The organism is Muricoccus radiodurans (assembly GCF_050154705.1).
Taxonomy (GTDB): domain Bacteria; phylum Pseudomonadota; class Alphaproteobacteria; order Acetobacterales; family Acetobacteraceae; genus Roseomonas; species Roseomonas radiodurans.
Genome location: NZ_CP189561.1, coordinates 1401444 through 1420021, shown reverse-complemented (window position 1 = coordinate 1420021; position 18578 = coordinate 1401444). Strand labels below are relative to the sequence as shown.

The 18578-nt window shown below is 73.3% G+C and carries 22 protein-coding genes; 8 read left to right on the top strand and 14 right to left on the bottom strand.

Annotated elements, in window-relative coordinates:
- Window positions 1-2: 2 nt before the first annotated feature.
- The gene (locus tag ACP6CK_RS07030; protein WP_426958168.1) at window positions 3-767 is read right to left on the bottom strand and encodes a glycosyltransferase; all 765 of its coding nucleotides are present in this window, start codon (window positions 765-767) and stop codon (window positions 3-5) included.
- A 59-nt stretch (window positions 768-826) separates the two neighbouring features.
- Here ACP6CK_RS07030 and ACP6CK_RS07025 point away from each other — a divergent pair, with 59 nt between their 5' ends.
- Window positions 827-1774: a glycosyltransferase family 2 protein gene (locus ACP6CK_RS07025; protein WP_426958167.1), complete on the top strand. Its 948-nt coding sequence runs from the start codon at window positions 827-829 to the stop codon at window positions 1772-1774.
- On the opposite strand, the gene ACP6CK_RS07020 is transcribed toward ACP6CK_RS07025, so the two are convergent.
- From ACP6CK_RS07020 to ACP6CK_RS06980, 9 genes are all read right to left on the bottom strand, one after another.
- The gene (locus ACP6CK_RS07020; RefSeq protein WP_426958166.1) at window positions 1745-3112 is read right to left on the bottom strand and encodes a glycosyltransferase family 4 protein; all 1368 of its coding nucleotides are present in this window, start codon (window positions 3110-3112) and stop codon (window positions 1745-1747) included. The genes ACP6CK_RS07025 and ACP6CK_RS07020 overlap by 30 nt on opposite strands.
- Window positions 3113-3131: 19 nt before the next feature.
- Window positions 3132-5321, bottom strand: a complete 2190-nt coding sequence (locus ACP6CK_RS07015) for a peptidoglycan -binding protein (protein ID WP_426958165.1) — start codon at window positions 5319-5321, stop codon at window positions 3132-3134.
- A gap of 97 nt (window positions 5322-5418) precedes the next feature.
- Window positions 5419-6558, bottom strand: coding sequence for a flagellar motor protein MotA (locus ACP6CK_RS07010; protein ID WP_426958164.1), 1140 nt, complete (start codon window positions 6556-6558; stop codon window positions 5419-5421).
- A gap of 6 nt (window positions 6559-6564) precedes the next feature.
- Window positions 6565-7125, bottom strand: a complete 561-nt coding sequence (locus ACP6CK_RS07005) for a hypothetical protein (RefSeq protein ID WP_426958163.1) — start codon at window positions 7123-7125, stop codon at window positions 6565-6567.
- 65 nt (window positions 7126-7190) lie between these two features.
- The gene (locus tag ACP6CK_RS07000; RefSeq protein ID WP_426958162.1) at window positions 7191-8066 is read right to left on the bottom strand and encodes an inositol monophosphatase family protein; all 876 of its coding nucleotides are present in this window, start codon (window positions 8064-8066) and stop codon (window positions 7191-7193) included.
- 4 nt (window positions 8067-8070) lie between these two features.
- Entirely contained in the window at window positions 8071-8640 is a 570-nt protein-coding gene (gene efp, locus ACP6CK_RS06995) for an elongation factor P (protein ID WP_426958161.1), read from the bottom strand.
- 273 nt (window positions 8641-8913) lie between these two features.
- Entirely contained in the window at window positions 8914-9894 is a 981-nt protein-coding gene (locus ACP6CK_RS06990) for a tripartite tricarboxylate transporter substrate-binding protein (RefSeq protein ID WP_426958160.1), read from the bottom strand.
- A 103-nt stretch (window positions 9895-9997) separates the two neighbouring features.
- Complete coding sequence (locus ACP6CK_RS06985; protein WP_426958159.1) at window positions 9998-11047, bottom strand: lysine-2,3-aminomutase-like protein; 1050 nt, start codon at window positions 11045-11047, stop codon at window positions 9998-10000.
- 47 nt (window positions 11048-11094) lie between these two features.
- On the bottom strand, window positions 11095-11817 hold the full coding sequence (locus ACP6CK_RS06980; RefSeq protein WP_426958158.1) for a hypothetical protein: 723 nt from the start codon (window positions 11815-11817) through the stop codon (window positions 11095-11097).
- On the opposite strand from ACP6CK_RS06980, the gene epmA reads away from it, so the two are divergent.
- Window positions 11797-12900 carry an EF-P lysine aminoacylase EpmA gene (gene epmA, locus ACP6CK_RS06975; protein ID WP_426958157.1) on the top strand — a complete coding sequence of 368 codons (1104 nt, stop codon included), beginning with the start codon at window positions 11797-11799 and terminating at the stop codon, window positions 12898-12900. The genes ACP6CK_RS06980 and epmA overlap by 21 nt on opposite strands.
- 59 nt (window positions 12901-12959) lie before the next feature.
- Entirely contained in the window at window positions 12960-13859 is a 900-nt protein-coding gene (locus ACP6CK_RS06970; RefSeq protein ID WP_426958156.1) for a tellurite resistance TerB family protein, read from the top strand.
- A 33-nt stretch (window positions 13860-13892) separates the two neighbouring features.
- Here ACP6CK_RS06970 and ACP6CK_RS06965 read toward each other — a convergent pair whose 3' ends face one another.
- Window positions 13893-14606, bottom strand: coding sequence for an FkbM family methyltransferase (locus ACP6CK_RS06965; RefSeq protein WP_426958155.1), 714 nt, complete (start codon window positions 14604-14606; stop codon window positions 13893-13895).
- A gap of 131 nt (window positions 14607-14737) precedes the next feature.
- On the opposite strand from ACP6CK_RS06965, the gene ACP6CK_RS06960 reads away from it, so the two are divergent.
- Together ACP6CK_RS06960 and ACP6CK_RS06955 are read left to right on the top strand one after the other, a co-directional pair.
- Window positions 14738-15016 (top strand): hypothetical protein, encoded by a 279-nt coding sequence (locus ACP6CK_RS06960; protein WP_426958154.1) that lies wholly within the window; start codon window positions 14738-14740, stop codon window positions 15014-15016.
- A gap of 16 nt (window positions 15017-15032) precedes the next feature.
- Window positions 15033-15296, top strand: coding sequence for a hypothetical protein (locus ACP6CK_RS06955; RefSeq protein ID WP_426958153.1), 264 nt, complete (start codon window positions 15033-15035; stop codon window positions 15294-15296).
- A gap of 52 nt (window positions 15297-15348) precedes the next feature.
- Here ACP6CK_RS06955 and thiE read toward each other — a convergent pair whose 3' ends face one another.
- Window positions 15349-16005 (bottom strand): thiamine phosphate synthase, encoded by a 657-nt coding sequence (gene thiE / locus ACP6CK_RS06950; protein WP_426958152.1) that lies wholly within the window; start codon window positions 16003-16005, stop codon window positions 15349-15351.
- Here thiE and ACP6CK_RS06945 point away from each other — a divergent pair.
- Window positions 15993-16403 (top strand): VOC family protein, encoded by a 411-nt coding sequence (locus tag ACP6CK_RS06945; RefSeq protein ID WP_426958151.1) that lies wholly within the window; start codon window positions 15993-15995, stop codon window positions 16401-16403. The two genes, thiE and ACP6CK_RS06945, sit on opposite strands and share 13 nt — an antisense overlap.
- Window positions 16404-16492: 89 nt before the next feature.
- Here the strand turns inward: ACP6CK_RS06945 and ACP6CK_RS06940 are convergent, their stop codons facing one another.
- On the bottom strand, window positions 16493-17410 hold the full coding sequence (locus tag ACP6CK_RS06940) for a class I fructose-bisphosphate aldolase (RefSeq protein WP_426958150.1): 918 nt from the start codon (window positions 17408-17410) through the stop codon (window positions 16493-16495).
- Window positions 17411-17476: 66 nt separating this feature from the next.
- On the bottom strand, window positions 17477-17905 hold the full coding sequence (locus tag ACP6CK_RS06935; RefSeq protein ID WP_426958149.1) for a hypothetical protein: 429 nt from the start codon (window positions 17903-17905) through the stop codon (window positions 17477-17479).
- 74 nt (window positions 17906-17979) lie between these two features.
- On the opposite strand from ACP6CK_RS06935, the gene ACP6CK_RS06930 reads away from it, so the two are divergent.
- Window positions 17980-18195 carry a hypothetical protein gene (locus ACP6CK_RS06930; RefSeq protein ID WP_426958148.1) on the top strand — a complete coding sequence of 72 codons (216 nt, stop codon included), beginning with the start codon at window positions 17980-17982 and terminating at the stop codon, window positions 18193-18195.
- A 38-nt stretch (window positions 18196-18233) separates the two neighbouring features.
- A complete protein-coding gene (locus ACP6CK_RS06925) occupies window positions 18234-18569 on the top strand; it encodes a cell division protein ZapA (RefSeq protein ID WP_426958147.1) in 336 nt (111 codons plus the stop codon).
- Window positions 18570-18578 lie beyond the last annotated feature (9 nt).

Here is an 18578-nt window from a genome sequence, read left to right as displayed (position 1 = left end):
CCCTAGCCGGCGATCTCCGGATAGGCTGCGCGCAGCCGTGCCCGCAGCGGCTCCAGGTAACGCGCGCGGCTCACCTGCCCCTCCGTCTCCCGGATCACCTCCGCCTCGTTGTGCAGCAGCCTCGACGTGTACCAGGCGTGGAACACCCCGCCCGCGACGGTCGGCACGCGCGGATGCCCGACGTCGAAATCGGGGCAGAAGGCCATCTCGTGCACGGTGATGCCCTTGCCCGCTTCCAGCACGCGGATCGTCGCCTCCTCGCCGGTGTCGGTATCGTCGCCCCGGATCTTCCGCAGCACGACCAGTCCGCCCAGGTCCGACTTCCGGAAGGCCATGAAATGCGGGTGCACGTACCAGCCATGCGGGTTGCCGCGATGCGGGCTGCGGAAGATCGCGCCGGCCAGCCGCGTGTGGTCGTCCAGCCGGTCCGCGCTGTGGACCAGCCAGTCCGGGTCCAGCGGGTGCGCGTCCGAATCCAGCAGCACGATCCGCTCATGGCGCGCCTTCCGCACGCCGTACTCCGCGGCCTCGCCGTGCCGGTGGCCGCGATGCCAGGGCCAGACGCGGTGCGTCAGCAGCCGCGTATCCGGCTGCGCCCGCACCCATTCGCGCGTGCCGTCGCGGGACCCCCGGTCCACGACGATGATCTCGTAGTCCCGCGCCCCGACGGTTGCCCGCACGCGCTCGACCAGCAGCCGCACGAAGAACAGCCCGTCCGCCGCGACGGTGAGGATGCTCACCGGCGGCAACGCCGCATCTTCCGCCATGATCCCGACCCGCTCCGTTACGGCTCCGCCAACCTACACGGACGTGAGGAAGGGACCAGATGACGCCGCACGTCACCGTCCTGATGCCCGTCCGCGACGGCGCCGCCCATGTGGCTCAGGCCGTCCGCAGCATCCTTGGCCAGTCCTGGCGCGACCTCGAACTCCTGGTCGTGGATGACGGTTCCCGCGACGCGACGCCCCGTATCCTGTCCGAACTGGCCGCCGCCGATTCCCGGATGCGCGTCCTGCCCGGCCCGGCGCGGGGCATCGCGCCCGCCCTGAACCGCGGCCTGTCCGAGGCGCGCGGCTCGGTGCTCGCCCGCATGGACGCCGACGACGTGGCGCATCCTGACCGGCTGGCACGGCAGGTGGCCGCGCTGGACGCTGCGCCGGAAGTCGTGGTGGTCGGCAGCGCCTGGCGGGTGATCGGCCCCGACGGCGCCCCCCGCCGCACGGTCCACCCGCCGACCGATCCCGGCGCGATCCGAGCCGCCCTCGCGACGCACAACCCGATCGCTCATCCGGCCGCCACCATGCGCCTGGACGCCGTCCGCACGCTCGGCGGCTACCGCCCCGCCTTCCTCCTGGCTGAGGACTTCGACCTCTGGCTCCGCCTCTCCGAGCGCCACGCGCTGATGAACCTGCCGGACGCCCTGCTCGACTACCGAGAGCACGCCGCCCAATCGGCCTGGAAGAGCATCGAGCAGCGCGCGACCTCCGAGATGGCCGCCCTGGCCGCCGCCGCCCTCCGCCGGTCCGGCCTGCCGGACGGCGCGGATGGCCCGGAGCCCGCCGACCGAGCCATGCTGCACCGCCTGGGCCTGGACGACGCCGCGATCGAGGCCGGGCTCCTCGGCCGCGCGCTCGGCGCGGCGAAGGACGCGCTGGCGGCGGGGCAGGGGGCAGCCGCGCGCACCTTCATCGGCTATGCTCTCACGCGCCCTGGCCTGCGGCCGCGGACGCGCGTCCACCTCTGGCTATTGCGGCTTCGCGCGGCCCTGGGCTGACCCTGCGCTCGCGACCGCGTCCAGGATGCCGTTCGCCGCGGTCTCCCAGTCCGGATGGGTGAAGGCGATGCGAATGCACGCTTCCCAGGATTTCCGCACGCCGGGGTTCTCGATCCAGTCCGCCATCACCGCCTCCCAGGCCGCGGCGTCCCCCGGCGGCAGGCAGGGCGCGAGTCCCCCCGCCGTCTCCGGCACCGCCCCGCCCGCGGACGCGATCACCGCCTTGCCGCGCGCGAAGGCCTCGATGATCGGCAGCCCGAACCCCTCATAGGCCGAGGGGTAGAGGATGAAGGCTGCCCCCTCGTACAGCGTGTCCAGCGCCGCCTCCCCAATGCCCGTCAGGTGCAGCACGCTGCCCGCGAGCGCGGGCTCGGCCAGCTCCCGCAGGACGTCCTCCACCATCCAGCCCTCGCGCCCCACGAAGACGAGGCGGAAGCCGTTCCGCTGCGGAAGGCCGCGCGCGAGAAGGCCACGCCAGGCCTGCAGCAGCGTCGCGTGTCCCTTGCGCGGCTCGATCGTGCTGACGAACAGCGCGTAGCGCCCTGCCGCGAGCCCCGACGGCAGCGGCGCCGTGGCCGCCCGGCGCGGTGGCGGGTCGTAGCCCAGCGGCAGCACCGCCGTGTCGGGCGGCACGATCCCGTTCTCCGCGGAAAAGCGGCGCACATCCTCCGCGATGCATCGCGCATTCACGACCACCAGATCGGCTAGGGGCAGCGCCGCCAGCCAGTGCGCCCGCACCACCTCCACCGTCTTCGGAAACCAGAACCGAGGGTGGGTGAGGGGGATCAGGTCGTAGCAGAGCGTCGCGAAGCGGAACCCGTCCCGCGCCTTCATCCTGCCCAGCGCCGTCATGTCCAGGTGGGTCCACCCGGACCCCGCCGCGAAGACCACGTCAGCGGGACTCAGCCGCAGCACCTCCCCGATCGCGAGGTCCGGCGGGACGCGCGCGATCCGCTGCCCCGAGGCGTCCCGCAGGGGCGTGCCGTGGGACCGGACGGCCAGGATCGCCCGCTGCGCCGCGTCGGCGAGCGCGGCGAGGGGCCGCGGCCAGGTCAGCCGCCAGCGCTCCAGCCGCGTGACCGCCGGCTTGCGGCCGGGCAGGAGCGCCCGCCAGCCCCGGCGCGGCGGATCGTCGTCCGGGATCTCGACCAGCCCGGACCAACCGACCACCGTGGCCTGCCATTCCGGCCGCAGCGCCCGGAAGGACCCGGTCGCCCGATCATAGAAGGCGAGCACCGCGTCCGGCCGCCGCATCACCGCGGTCGCCAGCGCGTGCTCCACCCGCGCGATGCCCACCGGCGGACCGCTCCAGCGCGCGAGCGACGAGACGTCCAGCACCAGCCGTCCCACGGTGCCGCTACCGGTCCGTCAGCCGCAGCTCGATGCGGCGATTGCGGGCCCTCGCGGCCGGGGTGTCCGCGGTGTCCACGGGCTGGTTGTCGCCGAAGGCGGTGGCCGCCACGCGGTTCGCGGGCATGCCGCTGCTGATCATCAGCTGCGCCACCGCGATGGCCCGCGCGGCCGAGAGGTCCCAGTTCGTCGCGAAGCGCCCGCCCCGGATCGGGGAGTTGTCCGCGTGCCCGTCCACCCGCAGCACCCAGGGCACCTCGGGCGGGATGCGGGACGAGAGTTGCAGGAGCGTCGCCGTGACGGTGGCGATCTGCTCCCGCCCCGCCTCGGACAGCTCCGCGCTGCCCACGGGGAAGAGCACCTCGGATTGGAAGACGAAGCGGTCGCCGACGATCCGCACCTCCGGACGCTCGCCCACCACCTCCCGCAGCCGGCCGAAGAAGTCGGAGCGGTAGCGCTGCAGCTCCTCCACCCGCGCGGCGAGGGCCGCGTTCAGCCGCGTGCCGAGGTTCGCGATCTGCGCGTCCTTCTCCCGGTCCGCCGCCTCCTGCGTCTCCAGCGCGCCCGCCACGCGTCGCAGCTCCGTCCGCAGCGCGTCCAGCTGCTGGTTGAGCAGGGCTGCCTGGGCCCGCGCGCTCTCGGCCAGGCGGCCGAACTCCCCGGCCTGCGCCTCCGCGGCGCGGCGGGCCTCGCCCTCGCTGCGGGCGGTGCGCGTCGCTTCCTCCAGCAGCCCTTCGGTCGCCGCCCGGGCCCGATTGCCCTCGGCGAGCGCCGTCTCCGCCACGCCGCGCGCCCGGGCCGCCTCGGCCGCCCGCGCCTCCGCGGCCGTCGCCGCGCGCCCGGCCTCCGCCGTCCGGGCCTCCGCCGCCGCGCGTTGTCGCGCCGCCTCCGCGACCGCCGCCTCAGCCGATTGGCGCGCCCGCGCCGCCTCCGCCGCAGCCGCCTCCGCCAGTTGCCGGGCCCGAGCCGCCTCGGCCGCGGCGGCCTCGGCCGTCTCGCGCCCGCGCACGGCGTCCGCCGCCCGCGCCACCGCGGCGTCGCGCTGTCGCCCGGCCTCCAGCGTCGCTGCTTCCGCGGCCTGACGGGCGCGGGATGCTTCGGCGGCCGAGGCCTCCGCCTGCTCCCTTCCGCGAGTCGCCTCGCTCGCACGGGTCTCCGCCGCAGCACGCCGCCGCTCGGCCTCGGCAGCCACCGCTTCGGCCGACTGGCGGGCGCTCACTGCCTCGGCCGCCGTCACGGCGGCGGCAGCCCGCGCCTGAACGGCCGTCGCTGCGGCCGCCTCCGCCTGCTCGCGCGCCCGCACCGCGGCGGCGGCCCGCGCTTCCGCGGCGCCGCGTGCCGTCTCCGCCTCGTCCGAAGCGACCTCGGCCGAGCGGCGCCGGCGCTCCTCGTCGCCGGCGCGCGCCAGGGCGGCCGCGGCCTGCCGCTCCGCCTGATCCCGCAGGGCCGTCAACGCCCGGATCTGGTCCGTCAGCCGCGCCATATCGGCCAGGCGCGCCTCGATCGTCGCCCGGTCGGCCGAGACCTGCCGGTTGAGCCGCGCCTCCTCCTCCCGCAGCGACGCCAGCGTCTGCCGGGCGGCCTCCAGGGCCGCGCGCGTCTCGGCCAGCGTCCGCTCGGCGCCCTGGCGCGACGCCTGCTCGGTGGCGAGCTGGCGGCGCGTCTCAGTCAGGCCGCGAACCGTGCGGGCCGCATCGGTGCCCGCCTGTTCCGCCCCGCTCAGGGCCTCCGCCAGGCGCTGTTCCAGGCTGGTGATCCGCTCCGCATTGCCGCGGCCGGAGAGGTCGGCATCCGTCACCCGCGCGGCGAGCCGGTCGCGCTCCGCGCGCAGGGCGTCGCGCTCGCTGCCCGTGCGCCCGGCCTCCTCCCGCAGGGCCGTGAGCTGCTGCGCCAGCGCGTCGCGCGCCGCCACGGCGTCCCGCGCCTCCTGCTGCGCGCGTCCCAGCCCGGACCGCAACTCCTCCGCCTGCCCCCGTTCGAGCGCGAGCATGTCCGCGAGTTCCGCCACTTGCCGGTTCAGCCGATCCAGCGCCCGGTCGCGGGACGACAGCGCGACGGAGAGGAAGCCCTGCGCCAGCACGAAGACGAGCAGGACGAAGATGATGATGATGAGCAGCGTGGCGAGCGCGTCCACGTAGCCCGGCCAGGCATTCAGCCCGTCTCGGCTCCCGCGCCTCCGGCCGCCGGTCATCGCCATGGGGCGGGTCCCAAGTGTCGTTCGAGGCCGGGACTCCAACCCCGCTGGCGGAAGGGTCCAGGGGAAGCAGGGCCTCCCCCGGGGTGGCCGTGTCGGTTCACTGGCCGGGCGGCGCTTCCGCCAGCGCCGCGATGGTGCGGGCGAGCACCTTGATCTCGTTCCGGATCTCCTGCGTGGCCTGGGCCCGCCCCTCCCGCGTCTCCTCCAGCAGTCGCGCGATGTAGAGTTCCACGTTCCGCAGATGCGCGCGGGAAGCCGCGTCGTGCTCCCCCGCCTCCGCGAGGCGCTGCAGCGTCGGCCCAAGCTGCGCCTGGCTCTCGGCCACGCGCTGCATCACCACCTGGTTCGCCCGCATCTGATCCGACAGGACGGAGAGCCGCTCCGTCAGCACCTCCAGGGAACGGCTCGCGGAGGCGCGCCCTTCCTCCCCGCGGGCGAGGATGCGCTGCAGCCCCTCCAGGTTCTCCGCCGTCTGCTCCAGCAGGGCCTGGACATAGGCGGGCACCGATCCGCCTTCATTCCCGTCATTCCCCAGCACGCCCGAGGAGAGCCGCGTGAGTCCCGCCAGCCAGTCCTCCAGCTCGTTGAAGAAGCGGTTTCCCGCCTGACCCGCCGTCAGGTCGAGGAAGCCGAGCACGAGCGATCCCGCGAGCCCGAGCATGGAGGCGGAGAAGGCGACGCTCATTCCCCGCAGTGGCTGGGACAGTCCGGTCTTCAACTGGTTGAACAGCGCGGTGACGTCGCCGGCGCCGACGGACATGTTGTTGATCACGTCGGCCACCGATCCGATGGTCAGGATCAGTCCCCAGAAGGTGCCGAGCAGGCCGAGGAAGATCAGCAGCCCCGTCATGTAGCGGGACAGCTCCCGCTGCTCATCGAGCCGGGAGGAGATGCCGTCCAGCACGCTCCGCATCGAACTCGCCGAGAGCGACAGCCGGTCGCCGCGCCGCGCCGCGAGCATCGATGCCATGGGCGCCAGCAGCCGCGGCGGATCGCCCGGCGGCTGGCCTGCATCCGGCTTCCGGTAGGCCTCCAGCCACGCCACCTCCCGCTTGAGGGAGAGGACCGTGCGGATGTTCCAGGCGATGCCGATCAGCAGCACCGCCAGGATGACCGCATTCAGCACGGGATTCGCGGTGAAGGCGTGCTCCAGTTCCCCGAAGAGCAGCGCCGCCACCACCGCCACCGCGACGAGGAACAGCACCATGCGGAGAAGGAAGCGGTTGGGCTGCGTCATGACCGGCTATCGCCCCGCCGCGGCGGAACGCCGCGGGGGCGGCGCGAGGATGTCCACGCCATCGCGCGCCTCCTCCGTCCGGCCCATGGGGCGGAGGTCCACGCGCGTGCCCGGCAGCCCCGCCCGCGTCATGACCGTCTTGATCGCGATCGCGCGCGCGAGGCTCGTGCGCCGGGCAATGGAGGCATCGTCCGCCGGCCCGGAGACCTGCACGAGCACCGTCACCCGCCCCGTGGTGAACTCCGCGAGGTAGCGGCCGATCGTCTCGACCGCGCGCCGCACGTCGCCGTCGGGCTCGGCCCGCCCCGCGACGCCGGAGAGGCGCCAGCCGCCTTCCGGCAGCACCGCGAACTCCGCGGGCAGCGCCAGCGCCGGAATGACCGGCACGGCGGAAGGGCGGGGCCGCGCCGAGAGGTTCGGCGGCGCCGGCGCCTCGGAAGCCGGGCTCATCGGAGCCGGCAGGGGACGCACAATCTGCGCCATGACCGGCACCGGGACCGCGATCAGCGCGGCCGCGAGGGCGGCCATGGCGGATGCCCGCGGATCGGGCTTCGGAAGGCGCTGCATGACGCCGCGCAGGCTACAGTCCACCCGCCCGCGCGTCCAACGCGCGGACGCAAGCTTCACCGCCGTCAGCCGTCCGAACCGGCGGCGGCCTCCGCGCGGCGTCCGGCGACGAAGCTGATCCCCTCGACCACCGCCTCGCGCAGTTTGCCGTGCAGATGCGGGTTGCCCGCCACCACGTCGCCGCTGGCATAGGGATCGCCGTCCTCGGACGGCGCGGTCACGTAGCCGCCGGCTTCCTTCACCATGATCATGCCGGCCGCCATGTCCCAGCGGTTCAGGCCCAGCTCCCAGTAGCCTTCGTAGCGGCCCGCCGCGACCCAGGCGAGGTCGAGCGCGGCCGAGCCGAAGCGCCTGACGCCCGCGACCTGCGGCATCAGCCGAGCGAGCGTCGTGGAGAACTCGGCCCTCTGCCGCACTTTCGCGAAGGGGATGCCGGTCGCGAAGAGCGCCGCGTTCATGTCCCGCCGCCCCGACACGCGCAGCCGCTTGTCGTTCAGGAAGGCGCCGCGCCCCTTCTCCGCCCAGAACAGCTCGTCCGAGGCCGGGTTGTAGATCACGCCCGCCATGATCTCGGAAGTGGTCGGGCCCGTGCGCCTCTCGATGCCGACGGAGATGGCCCAGTGCGGGATGCCGTGCAGGAAGTTCGTGGTCCCGTCCAGCGGGTCCACCACCCAGCGCCACTCCCAGTCGGTCTCCGGGCTCTCGCCGCTCTCTTCCATCAGGAAGGCGAAGCCCGGGCGGGCGCGGCGCAGCTCCTCGCGCAGCGTCTCCTCCGCCCGCAGGTCGGCCTGGGAGACGAAATCGCCCGGCCCCTTGGACGAGACCTGGAGGTTCTCCACCTCCCCGAAGTCGCGCAGCAGGCGCCGCCCGGCCTTGCGGGCGGCGTTCACCACGACGGTCAGCGCCGGCGACAGCCGCGCCGAGGGCTGCGCGCCCGACATCGGATCAGCCCTTCGCGCGCTCGAGGTAGGAGGCGTCCTCCGTCCGCACGACGATCTTCTCGCCGGCGGTGATGAAGGGCGGCACCATCGTCTTCACGCCGTTCGACAGCACGGCGGGCTTGTAGGAGGAGGAGGCGGTCTGCCCCTTCACCACCGGATCGGCCTCCGTCACCTCCAGCACGACCGTGTCCGGCAGGTCCATGGAGACCGGCTCGCCCTCGATCAGGCGGACGTTGACGGTCATGTTCTCGACGAGGAAGGGCAGGCGGTCGCCGAGGATGTCCTTCGACACCGTCGTCTGCTCGAAGGTCTCCGGATCCATCAGCACGAGGTGGTCGCCCTCGGCGTAGGAGAAGGTGAACTCCTTGTCCTCGGTCGTCAGCCGCTCGACGGTGTCGGCCGTGCGCCAGCGCTGGTCCTTCTTCGCGCCGGTCTTGATGTTCCGCATGTCCACCTGGATGACCGCGGCGCCCTTGCCGGGGATCATGATGTTCTGCTTCAGGATCGTGTAGCGGGCGCCCTCGAACTCGATGACCATGCCCGCGCGCATCTGGTTGGCCTGCATCTTCGCCATGTCGGGCGTCCTGTCGTCGTCTGCGGTGGGAAAAAGATCGGGCCGGCCATTACACGCGGGGGGTGCCGCTGTCCACCGCGCCGGACACCGCCTTCGCAGGTGCAGCATAGCGGTGGATAAACGTTCGGCCCGGTTAGGGGGAAAAGCTCGGACTCGACTCCCGGACGAATTTGCAAGCGATTGAATTCTCCCGTGGATCCCGCGCCCAATCCTGTGGATAAGTTTGTGGGAAAGGCGCCGTCAAGAGCGTTGCTGCGGGCCGCTTCAACCGCGTCAGTCCGCGTACTGCCCTGTCGCCTGGATCACCGGCCGCCACTTCGCGATGTCCGCCGTCCAGAAGCGCTGATGCGCCGCTGGCGTCGCCTCATCCTGCGACACGGGAGCCGTCCCGATGCCCGCGAAGCGCTCGATCACCCGCGGATCGCGGAGCGAGGCCTGCAGCGACGCGGTGAGCCGCTCGATGATCGGCTGCGGCGTGGCCTTGGGAGCGTAGAGCCCGTGCCAGACGGTGATCTCGAAACCGGGCAACCCGGCCTCCGCGGTCGTGGGGATGTCCGGCAGCGTGGCGATACGGGTGCGGGACGGCGTGGCGAAGACCTTCACCTGCCCGGCCCGGATGTACTCGGTCGTCTGCGTCGTCTGGTCGCACAGCAGGTCCACCCGCCCGCCGAGGATCTCCTGCATCGCCGGCCCCGTGCCGCGGAAGGGGATCGTGGTCGGCCGCACCCCGATCGCGTGCGCCAGCAACGCCCCGCACAGCGCCGAGGAGGATCCGATCCCCGCATCCGCCAGGTTGAAGCGGTCCCCCTGCGCCCGCATGAAGGCGACCAGCTCCGTCAGGTTGTTCGCCGGCAGCTCCCGCCGGCCCACAAGGGTCATCTGCACCTCGGTCACCAGCCCGATCGGCTCGAAGCCGTTCACCGGGTCATAGGAGAGGCGCCGGTACATGCTGGGGATTACCCCCATGCCGATGTGGTGCAGCAGGATGGTGTGCCCGTCCGGCCGGGCCGTCGCCACGCGCTGCGCGCCGAGCGTGCCGCCCGCGCCGGTCACGTTCTCTACCACCACCTGCTGGCCGAGGTCCCGCGACATCGTCTCCGCCAGCAGCCGCCCGACGATGTCGGTCGGGCCGCCGGGGGCGAAGGGGATGACCATCGTCACGGGGCGGGTGGGGTAGGCGCCCTGGCCGAGCGCCGGCGCGGCCAGGACCGCGAGGCCGGCCGCGCCCAGCGCGCGGCGGGTGATGGTGCTCATCGGAACGCCTCCCTCCGGTTCCCTCTCGGAACCGGTCTTTGCGGGAAGTTTCGCCCACCGCACCGACCGGGGATAGGGGAGGCCGGACGTCGCGGCCTCCGGCTCAGTCGGCCTGCCAGTGACCTCCGCCGAGCGGCCCGCGCACCTGCCAGCCGCCATCCCCGCGCGTGGCGAAATCCGGCCCGATCGGCGCCTTGCCCTGGCCCTCCGGCAGATCCAGCGCGTAGGTCGGCCAGGCCAGCCCGGTGACCCGCCCGCGCAGAGACTCCAGCAGCGCGCGGCCCTCGGCGATGGGCACCTCGAACCGCGCCGTTCCCGGCGCCCGGTCGAGCTGGTGCAGGTAATAGGGCTTCACCCGCGCGGCGAGCATCGCCCGGAACAGGGCCTCCAGCGCCTCCGCCGTGTCGTTCACCCCGCGAAGCAGCACCGACTGGCCGAGCAGCGCCACGCCCGCCCGGTTCAGCCGCCGCAGCGCCGCCCGCGCAGGCTCCGCGAATTCCCGCGCATGGTTCGCGTGGACGCAGAGGAAGAGCGCCGTCTCTGTCTCCAGCGCCTCCGCCATCACGTCCGTCACCCGCCCCGGATCGGCCACCGGCACGCGGGAATGAAGGCGGATGATGCGGATATGCGGCATCGCGGACAGCCGCCCCACGATCCGCGCCAGCCGGCGCGGGGAGAGCATCAGCGGGTCGCCGCCCGTCAGGATCGCCTCCTGCACCCCCGGCGCGGCCGCGAACCAGTCGAGCGCCGCGTCCAGCTCCGCCTCGGACAGCACCCCGCCCGAAGGCCCCACCTGCTCCCGCCGGAAGCAGAAGCGGCAATAGACGGGGCAGGCGAGCAGCGGCTTCAGCAACGCCCGGTCGGGATAGCGGTGGACGACCCCCTTCACCGGGGAATGGGCCCCGTCGGCGATCGGGTCGCTCAGTTCCTGGGAGGAGGTATCCAGCTCCGCCCGGTGCGGGACGTACTGCGCCGCGATCGGGTCCGCCGGATCGGCCGCATCGATCAGCGAGGCGACATGCGGCGTGAGGGAGACGGCGTAGCGCGCCGCCACCGCCTGGATGACAGGGACCGCGTCGACCGGGATCAGTCCCGTCGCGGCAAGGTCGCCCGCGCTGCGCAGGGATCGGAGGGGAAGGGAGCCGTCGGGCATGGACCGGGGCTGGTAGCCCCGCCGGAGGAGCGGGGCAACCGTCGCCGTCAGCGGACCGGCGCGCGGGCCTGGACGACCGCGGAGAGAAGGGAGGCCGCCATCAGTCCCGCGGCCGTCGGCTCCTGCCTCTGGAAGGAACTCACCCGCACCTTCACGAAGGCGCCCCCCTGGATCGTCACGCAGACGCTGTCGCCGGTGATCACGCCGTCGCCGAGCCCGAGGCGGAAGTTCCGGCACCGCAGATCCGTCCCGCCACCGGGGCCGCTCATGGACATGGCGAGCTCGGGCGCGAAGGACCGGTAGCGCCCGAGCTGGACCAGAGCTTGCACCTCGCCCAGCGTGGAACGCAGCTCCGCATCCACATCCGGGCTGCTGCCGCCCTCCGGGGACCGCCTGACGCCGCGGTCATAGATGTAGACCGTCGCGATCACCCGCTCGCCGCTCATGGGAACGTAGCGGGCGCTCGCACCCAGCCCCGGGTTCCCGACCTGCCGCGCGTAGTCCACGACGAAGCCTTCCCGGCGGAATCCGGCCATCTCCCTCGGAAGCGCCTCCATGGACTGCACCGGGCTCTGGGCGGCCGTGATCGCATCCGGCGGCGCGGCACAGGCGCTGAGCAGCGCGAGCAGACCGAGGCATGCGAGGGACAGGTTGGTGCGAAAGCGGATCATGGTCGTGCCATACCGTTGAGGGGCCGTGCCGTCCATCGCACCGGTCCAGCGCCCGTCCCCGTGGCCGGACGGCACGCGTTGGACGAAGATGCGCGGCATCCCGCCGAGGACCCCTCCCTGCCTTCCCGCCCGATCCCCTGGCACCCCGCATCCCTCGCGGACCGCCTTCCGGCGTTGCGCCGCCGCGCCGACCTCACCCGCGCGACCCGCGCCTTCTGGGAGGCGCGCGGCTGCACAGAGGTCGAAACCCCCGCCCTCGTCCCCGTTCCGGGGATGGAGGTCCACCTGCACGGCTTCCCCACCCGCTTCACCCCGCATCTCGGCCGCGGAGAGGGGAGGGGGCTCTGGCTTCGCACATCCCCCGAGCTCGCCATCAAGCGCCTTCTCGTGGCCGGCTGCGGTGCCTGCTTTGAACTCGCACGCGTCTGGCGCAACGGCGAGGTCTCCACCCGCCACGCGCCCGAATTCACGATGCTGGAGGTCTACCTCCCCGGCGCCGGCCTCCCGGCCCTCATCGACGCGGTCGAGGAATTCCTCCGCGCGACGCTTCCGCCGCGCGTGGCCCATGCGGGCGTGGAGACCGACCTGACGCTCCCCTTCGAGCGCATCCCGGTCGCGGAAGCCTTCTGCCGCCACGCCAACGGCCTCGACATCCTCTCCACCGTCGCTCCCGAAACCGCCGAGGGCGACGCCGCCGCCCTGCACGCCGCCGCCCGCGCGGCCGGCCTCGAGGCCCCCATAGGCCTCGGCTGGGAGGACCTCTTCTTTCACCTGATGCTCGAACACGTGGAGCCGCATCTCGGTCGCGGCCGGGGCAGCTTCCTCACCCACTGGCCCGCCCCGCAGGCCGCGCTGGCGCGCCGCGACCCCGCCGATCCCCGCGCTGCGCTGCGCTTCGAGGTCTTCGCGGCCGGCCTTGAGCTCGGCAACGCCTTCGACGAGTTGACCGACCCCGACGAGCAGCGCACGCGCTTCGTGCGCGACGTGGCCGAACGCCGACGCCTCTACGGCGACGGGGAGGGGACCGCCTGGGCGTTGGACGAGGACTTTCTCGCCGCCCTCGAGCACGGGCTGCCCGCGACCTCCGGCATCGCGCTCGGCTTCGACCGGCTCGCCATGCTCGCGGCCGGCGTGCCGGACATCGATTCCGTCCGGTGGCTCGGAGCCTGGCCCTTCACCTGATCCGGGCGCAGCGATCCCACCCCTGCCGCGTTGAAGCGGGCTGAACCGGGGAGGCCCAGATGTTCGATACCAAACGGCTGCTGGAAGGATTCCTGGGCGGCAACGCCCCGCGCGGCAGCGCGCCCGGGGCCTCGCCCTGGGGCGCCTCGTCAGGGGGCTCCCTGCAGGACATGCTCGGCGGCCTGCTGCGGGGCGGTGGCGGGGGAATGAGTGGGGGCCTCGGCGGACTCCTGGGGGGCCTGCGTCCGCCGCTGGGCGGCGCGGTCGGCAGCGCGGCGGCGGGCGGGTTGCTCGGCTCCCTCCTGGGTGGGCGGCGCAGCGGAGCCGGCGGCGGGCTCCTCCGCATGGGCGGACTGGCCGTGCTCGGGATGCTGGCGCACCGGGCCTACACGCAGTGGCAACAGGGCCAGTCGGCCCAGCCCTCCGCCACCCCGGCCGCGACCCCGCAGGCCCAGAGCGCCTGGCAGAACCCGACCGGCTACGCCCGCCCGGCCTCCAGCCCCGCCCCCAGCCCGGCCAACGCCGCCGCGGCGGAGGCCGCCTTCGCCGACGACGAGTCGCCCGATCTGGACGGCCATCCCTTCGCGCTCACCCTCGTCCGGGCGATGGTCGCGGCCGCCAAGGCGGACGGGCATCTGGATCAGGAGGAGCGCGACCGAATCTTCCAGGAGGTGGAGCGCCTGAACCTCGATCCCGAGGCGAAGTCCTTCGTCTTTCAGGCGCTGGAAGGCCCCGCGGATCCGATCGCCATCGCGGCCGGCGCCCGGACCGAGGCGCAGAAGACGAAGCTCTACCTCGCCTCCCGCCTCGTCGCGGAGCCCGACACCGCGGCCGAGCGCGCCTATCTCGATGCCCTGGCGCACCATCTCGGACTCGACCCGGGCCTGCGCCGCTCGCTGGACGACCAGGCCGCCGAGGCCGCCCGTCTCGCGGCCGGGGGCTCCGCGCCTACGGCCTGAGGGCACCGGCCCCACCGCCCGCGCGGCGGGGCCTTACCCCTTCAGTAGTGCCCGCGCCTCGGCGTCCCGCTCCGCCGGCCAGGCGTAGAAGTTGAAGACGTAGGGGTCCGACGCCTCGAACACGCTCGGGTCCGGGGAGGCGCGCTGCATCGTCGGACGGTCCAGCGCCGCCATCGCGTGCCAGCGTCCTTGGAGCTCGAAGGCCACCTCGTAGCCCAGCGCGTCCAGGAAGGCCGGCACCGCCCAGGTGCAGCCCTCGGCGTGACGTTCCTCCAGCTCCAAGGTCAGGATCGGCCGGTCGCGCCGCAGGATCTCCCGGGCGCCGCGCAGCACGGCGTATTCCGCCCCTTCCGCGTCCAGCTTGATCGCCGTGACGCCCCGCGGTGCCACGTCGTCCAGCCGCAGCACCGGGACCTCTAACCGCCGCACCGTCACGCGCCCGCCCTCGTGCGCGGCATAGCCTTTCGCCGTGCTCGCCCACTGCCATTGCGGCACCCCGTCCAACAGGGGGACCGAGAGCGCGAGGCGCCCCGCCGCATCGCCCAGCGCCTCCGCCCGGATCGTCACGTTCGCGAGCCCCGCCGCGGCCCGCTCCAGCGTGGCCCGCGCCTCCGGCAACGGCTCGAAGGCGATCACCTCCGCGCGGGGCAGGGCGGCGAGCGGAAGCGTCAGCAGCCCCTCATGGGCGCCGACATCCACGATCGTACCGGGCCGGTGCAGCGCCGTGAGGAAGGTAATCTCGTCCATCAGGTTCCCGTCCCCACGCGACGCCGGCCGCCGAGCCGTCCCGTTCCGCGGAAGGAAAGGGGGCCGGACGCGCCGGCAACCCCCCGGTCCCGCCCGCGTTGGCCGGCTGCACGTCGCAAGAGGACCCCTCCATGCGCAAGATCGCTCTTATCGCCGCCATGGCCGCCCTGGTCGCGGCACCGGCCTTCGCCCAGGGCTATGGCTACGGTTACGGCAAGCCCGATCGCGGCTACAGCCGCACCGGCCGCTCCCCCGGCGCTCCGGTGGACCGGGGGCCGATGAGCCCGGACGCCAACCGCGCCTACATGGGCGGCGGCCTGGTGCTCGAGGGCCCGCCGGGCGCCCCGGCCCCGATGCCGCAGCCGACCGACCCGCGGGCCGCCCGCGGCGGCGTGATCTACACGCGCTGATCGGGGAACGGCCTCCATGCGCACGACCCTTCTCGCTGCCACGCTCGTCGCCCTCGCCGGCGCCGCCGTGGCGCAGACGCCGTCCTCCCTCAACGAGCCCGGAACGCGGGCGGACGGGACGCACGCCCCGTCCCGCGTCTCGCCCGGCCCGCCGCTCGACCGCGGCCCCACGCCCGGATCCGACGCCGCACATAACGGTGGCGCGGTGATCCTGCAGGGTGTGCCCGGCGCCCCGGCCCCCGCGCCGCAGCCGACGCCGTCCGTGATCCCGGCACGGTAGCGGCTCCGCATCGGTCCCGGCCTGGCGTCGGCCAGGCCGGGTGCCATGTCGATCAGGACGCGGCCGCGATGGCCGCGTTCATCGCGCGCACGCCGGCATCCGGACCTTCCGGATGTCCCCACACCGCGCCGACCACCGCCAGAAAATCTGCGCCCGCCCGCACCAGCGGCGCGCAATTGGCAGCGGTGATCCCCCCGATGGCCACGCAGGGGATCTCGAAGAGCGACGACCACCACTCCAGGATCTCCGGCTCCGCGTGGTGCACGACGTCCTTCGTGCCGGTCGGGAAGAAGGCACCGAAGGCCACGTAATCCGCGCCCAGCTCGCCCGCCTCCATCGCGAGGTGCCGGCTGGAATGGCAGGTGATGCCCAGCATCCCCTCCCGCAGCAGCGCCCGCGCCGCCGCGTGGTCCCCGTCCTCCTGACCGAGATGCGCGCCGTCGCACCCCGTTTGCGCCGCGAGTTCCGCGTCGTCGTTCAGCAGGAAGGCCACGCCGCGGGACTGGGCGACAGGCCGCAGCGCCTCGACCGCGCGCCTGACGTCATCGCGCGGCAGGTCCTTCAGCCGAAGCTGGACGCAGGCGACGTCCCCCGCGTCCAGCGCGCGCGCGAGGTCGTCCGCGAAGACCGGCAACTCGATCCGCGGCGGCGTCACAAGGTAGAGTCGGCACCCTTCCGGCGGAGCGCCACGATCCGATGAGCCAGACACCGACGATCATCCCCTGCCTGCGCTACCGCGACGCCGCGGCGGCCATTGCCTTCCTGAAGGACGCATTCGGCTTCGCGGAGCACGCCGTCTACGCCGGGGAGGGCGGGCGTATCGAGCACGCCGAGCTGTCCTTCGGCAACGGCATGGTCATGCTCGGCTCGACCAAGGCCGATGATCCGGATTGGCGCACCGTGGCCGAGGCCGGCGGCTACACGCAGACGAATTATCTGGTGGTGAATGACGTGGACGCCCATTGCACACGGGCGCGCGCCGCCGGGGCCCGCATCACGCAGGAACCACGCGACGAATCCTACGGTGGCCGCGGTTACGCCGCGCGCGATCCCGAGGACCATCTCTGGTACTTCGGTTCCTACCGCCCGCATACGCCGGCGGAATAGGAACCCACTGCCCACGCCACGGACCGTCCTTGGCGGAGCCGGACAGGAAGGGAAGCGGCCGGGGGAACAGCGCCCCCCGGCCGCCCGTCTCACGCCTTGTAGACGCTGATGATGTCGGACAGCAGCTTCAGCGCGTCCGCCTTCGGGCGCTGGAAGGTGTTGCGCCCGATGATGGAGCCGTTGCCGCCGCCCTGATGGATGCCGCGCGCCATGTCCATCATCGCGTCGTTCGTCCCGGCCTCGCCGCCCGAGAACACGACAAGGCGACGACCGCCGAAGCAGGCCTGCACCACATGCTTGATGCGGCCGGCCAGCGTCGCGATGTCCGGCACCGGCGCCTTCTCATAGGTCTTCTTCGCGGCGTCGAGGGAGATCGCCTCGGTCGGCGGCTTCACCTTGATGATGTGCGCGCCCATCAGCGCGGCCATGTGCGCGGCGTAGGCGCAGATGTCGAGCGCGGTCTCGCCCACCTTGTCCAGCATCGGCCCGCGCGGATAGGACCAGACGACGACGGCGAGACCGGCCGCCTTCGCCTCCTCGGCCAGCTCCCGCAGCTCCTCCATCATCTCGAACTGGTACTCGGAGCCCGGATAGATCGTGAACCCGATGGCCGAGCAGCCCAGCCGCAGCGCGTCCGACACTGACCCCGTCACCGCCTGGTCCTTGGTGGTGGAGAGCGAGTTGGAGGAGTTCACCTTCAGGATGGTCGGGATCGCGCCGGCATAGGTGGCGGCGCCGGCCTCGATCATGCCGAGCGGCGCGGCATAGGCGTTCAGCCCCGCCTCGACCGCCAGCTCGAAGTGGTAGCGCGGGTCATAGGCCGCGGGGTTCGGCGCGAAGGAGCGGGCCGGGCCGTGCTCGAAGCCCTGGTCCACCGGCAGGATCACCATGCGCCCCGTGCCGCCCAGCTGGCCCTCCATCAGGATGCGGGCGAGGTTGGCCTTCGTGCCGGGGTTGTCGCTCTCGTACCAGCCCAGGATTTCCTTGACCTTCGGCGTCAGCTGCATGGGCGGGTTCCCCCTCTCGGCGCGTGATTCGGATGGCGCGGTGACTACCCTGCCACGCCGCGCCTGTCACGCGAGCGAGACCCCTTTCCCGGCCAGCCAGCGCGCGAGAAGCGCCTTTCCACCGGGCCGCCGCAGGTCGATCCGCCGTAGCTCCAGGGCGACCGGTACCTGTCCCAGGACGACTGCGCCGACCGTCGCCCCGGCGGCCGCGACCTGGTCGAAGGCGGGCAGGGCGGGATCGAGGATCACGCGGCGCCATCCCTGCCGGATCGCGTCCAGCGCCAGACCGGGCGCCGACCCGCAGTCCAGCACCGCCTCGTGCGGCACGCCCGGCCAGCCTGCCGCGCCGCGTGCCACCATGGCCGCCACGACCCGCGCCCCCGGCCAAGCCGCCGCGCCCGGCGCCGAGAGCAGCGTCACGCCCCCCGGCCCGGTCAGGGAGAGCGCCGCCGCGACCTCCTCCGCGGAATGGAACCGTACCGCCGGCCGGCTCATGGTTGACCCCCGTGGCTTGCGCGGCCAAAAACCCTCACGGTTGCGTGCTTCCGGGCACATCCTTGGGGATCGGCATGGCGGTGAGCCTGGCAGAGGCGGCGGCAAGGCTGGAAGCGGCGGTGGAGCGTCTGGCGGTCGCTGCGGCGCGACCACGCGCGGCCGGCGTTCCGCCGGAGCAGGTTGCCGCCCTGTCGCGCCGCCTGGACGAAACCCTCGCCCGCCTCCGGCTCGCGCTGGGGGAGGGGGAGGACGAACTCCCCGACGAGGACGCCGAGGAAAGAGGGGCGTGATCCCGTTGCCGGCGGTCGCGCCTCAGGAGGGCTGAGCTTTGGGTCAGGTCACGGTCCGCGTCGGCGGCTACAGCCATCCCGTCTCCTGCGAGGACGGGCAGGAGGCGCATCTCGTCACCCTGGCGGGCGAGGTGGACCGCCGCGTCGCCTCGGTGAAGACCATGGGGGCGCAGTACGGCGAATCCCGCCTTCTCCTTCTCGCGGCGCTTCTCCTCGCGGACGAGGTTCACGACCTGAAGGTCGAACTGGCCCAGGCCCGTGCCGGCATCATCCCTCCGCAATCCCGCGTGCCGGTCGACCCGCGGCTGGCCGAGACCCTCTCCCGCGTCGCCGAGCGCATCGAGGGAATCGCCTCCAACCTCGAGAAGTCCTGAGTCCACCCT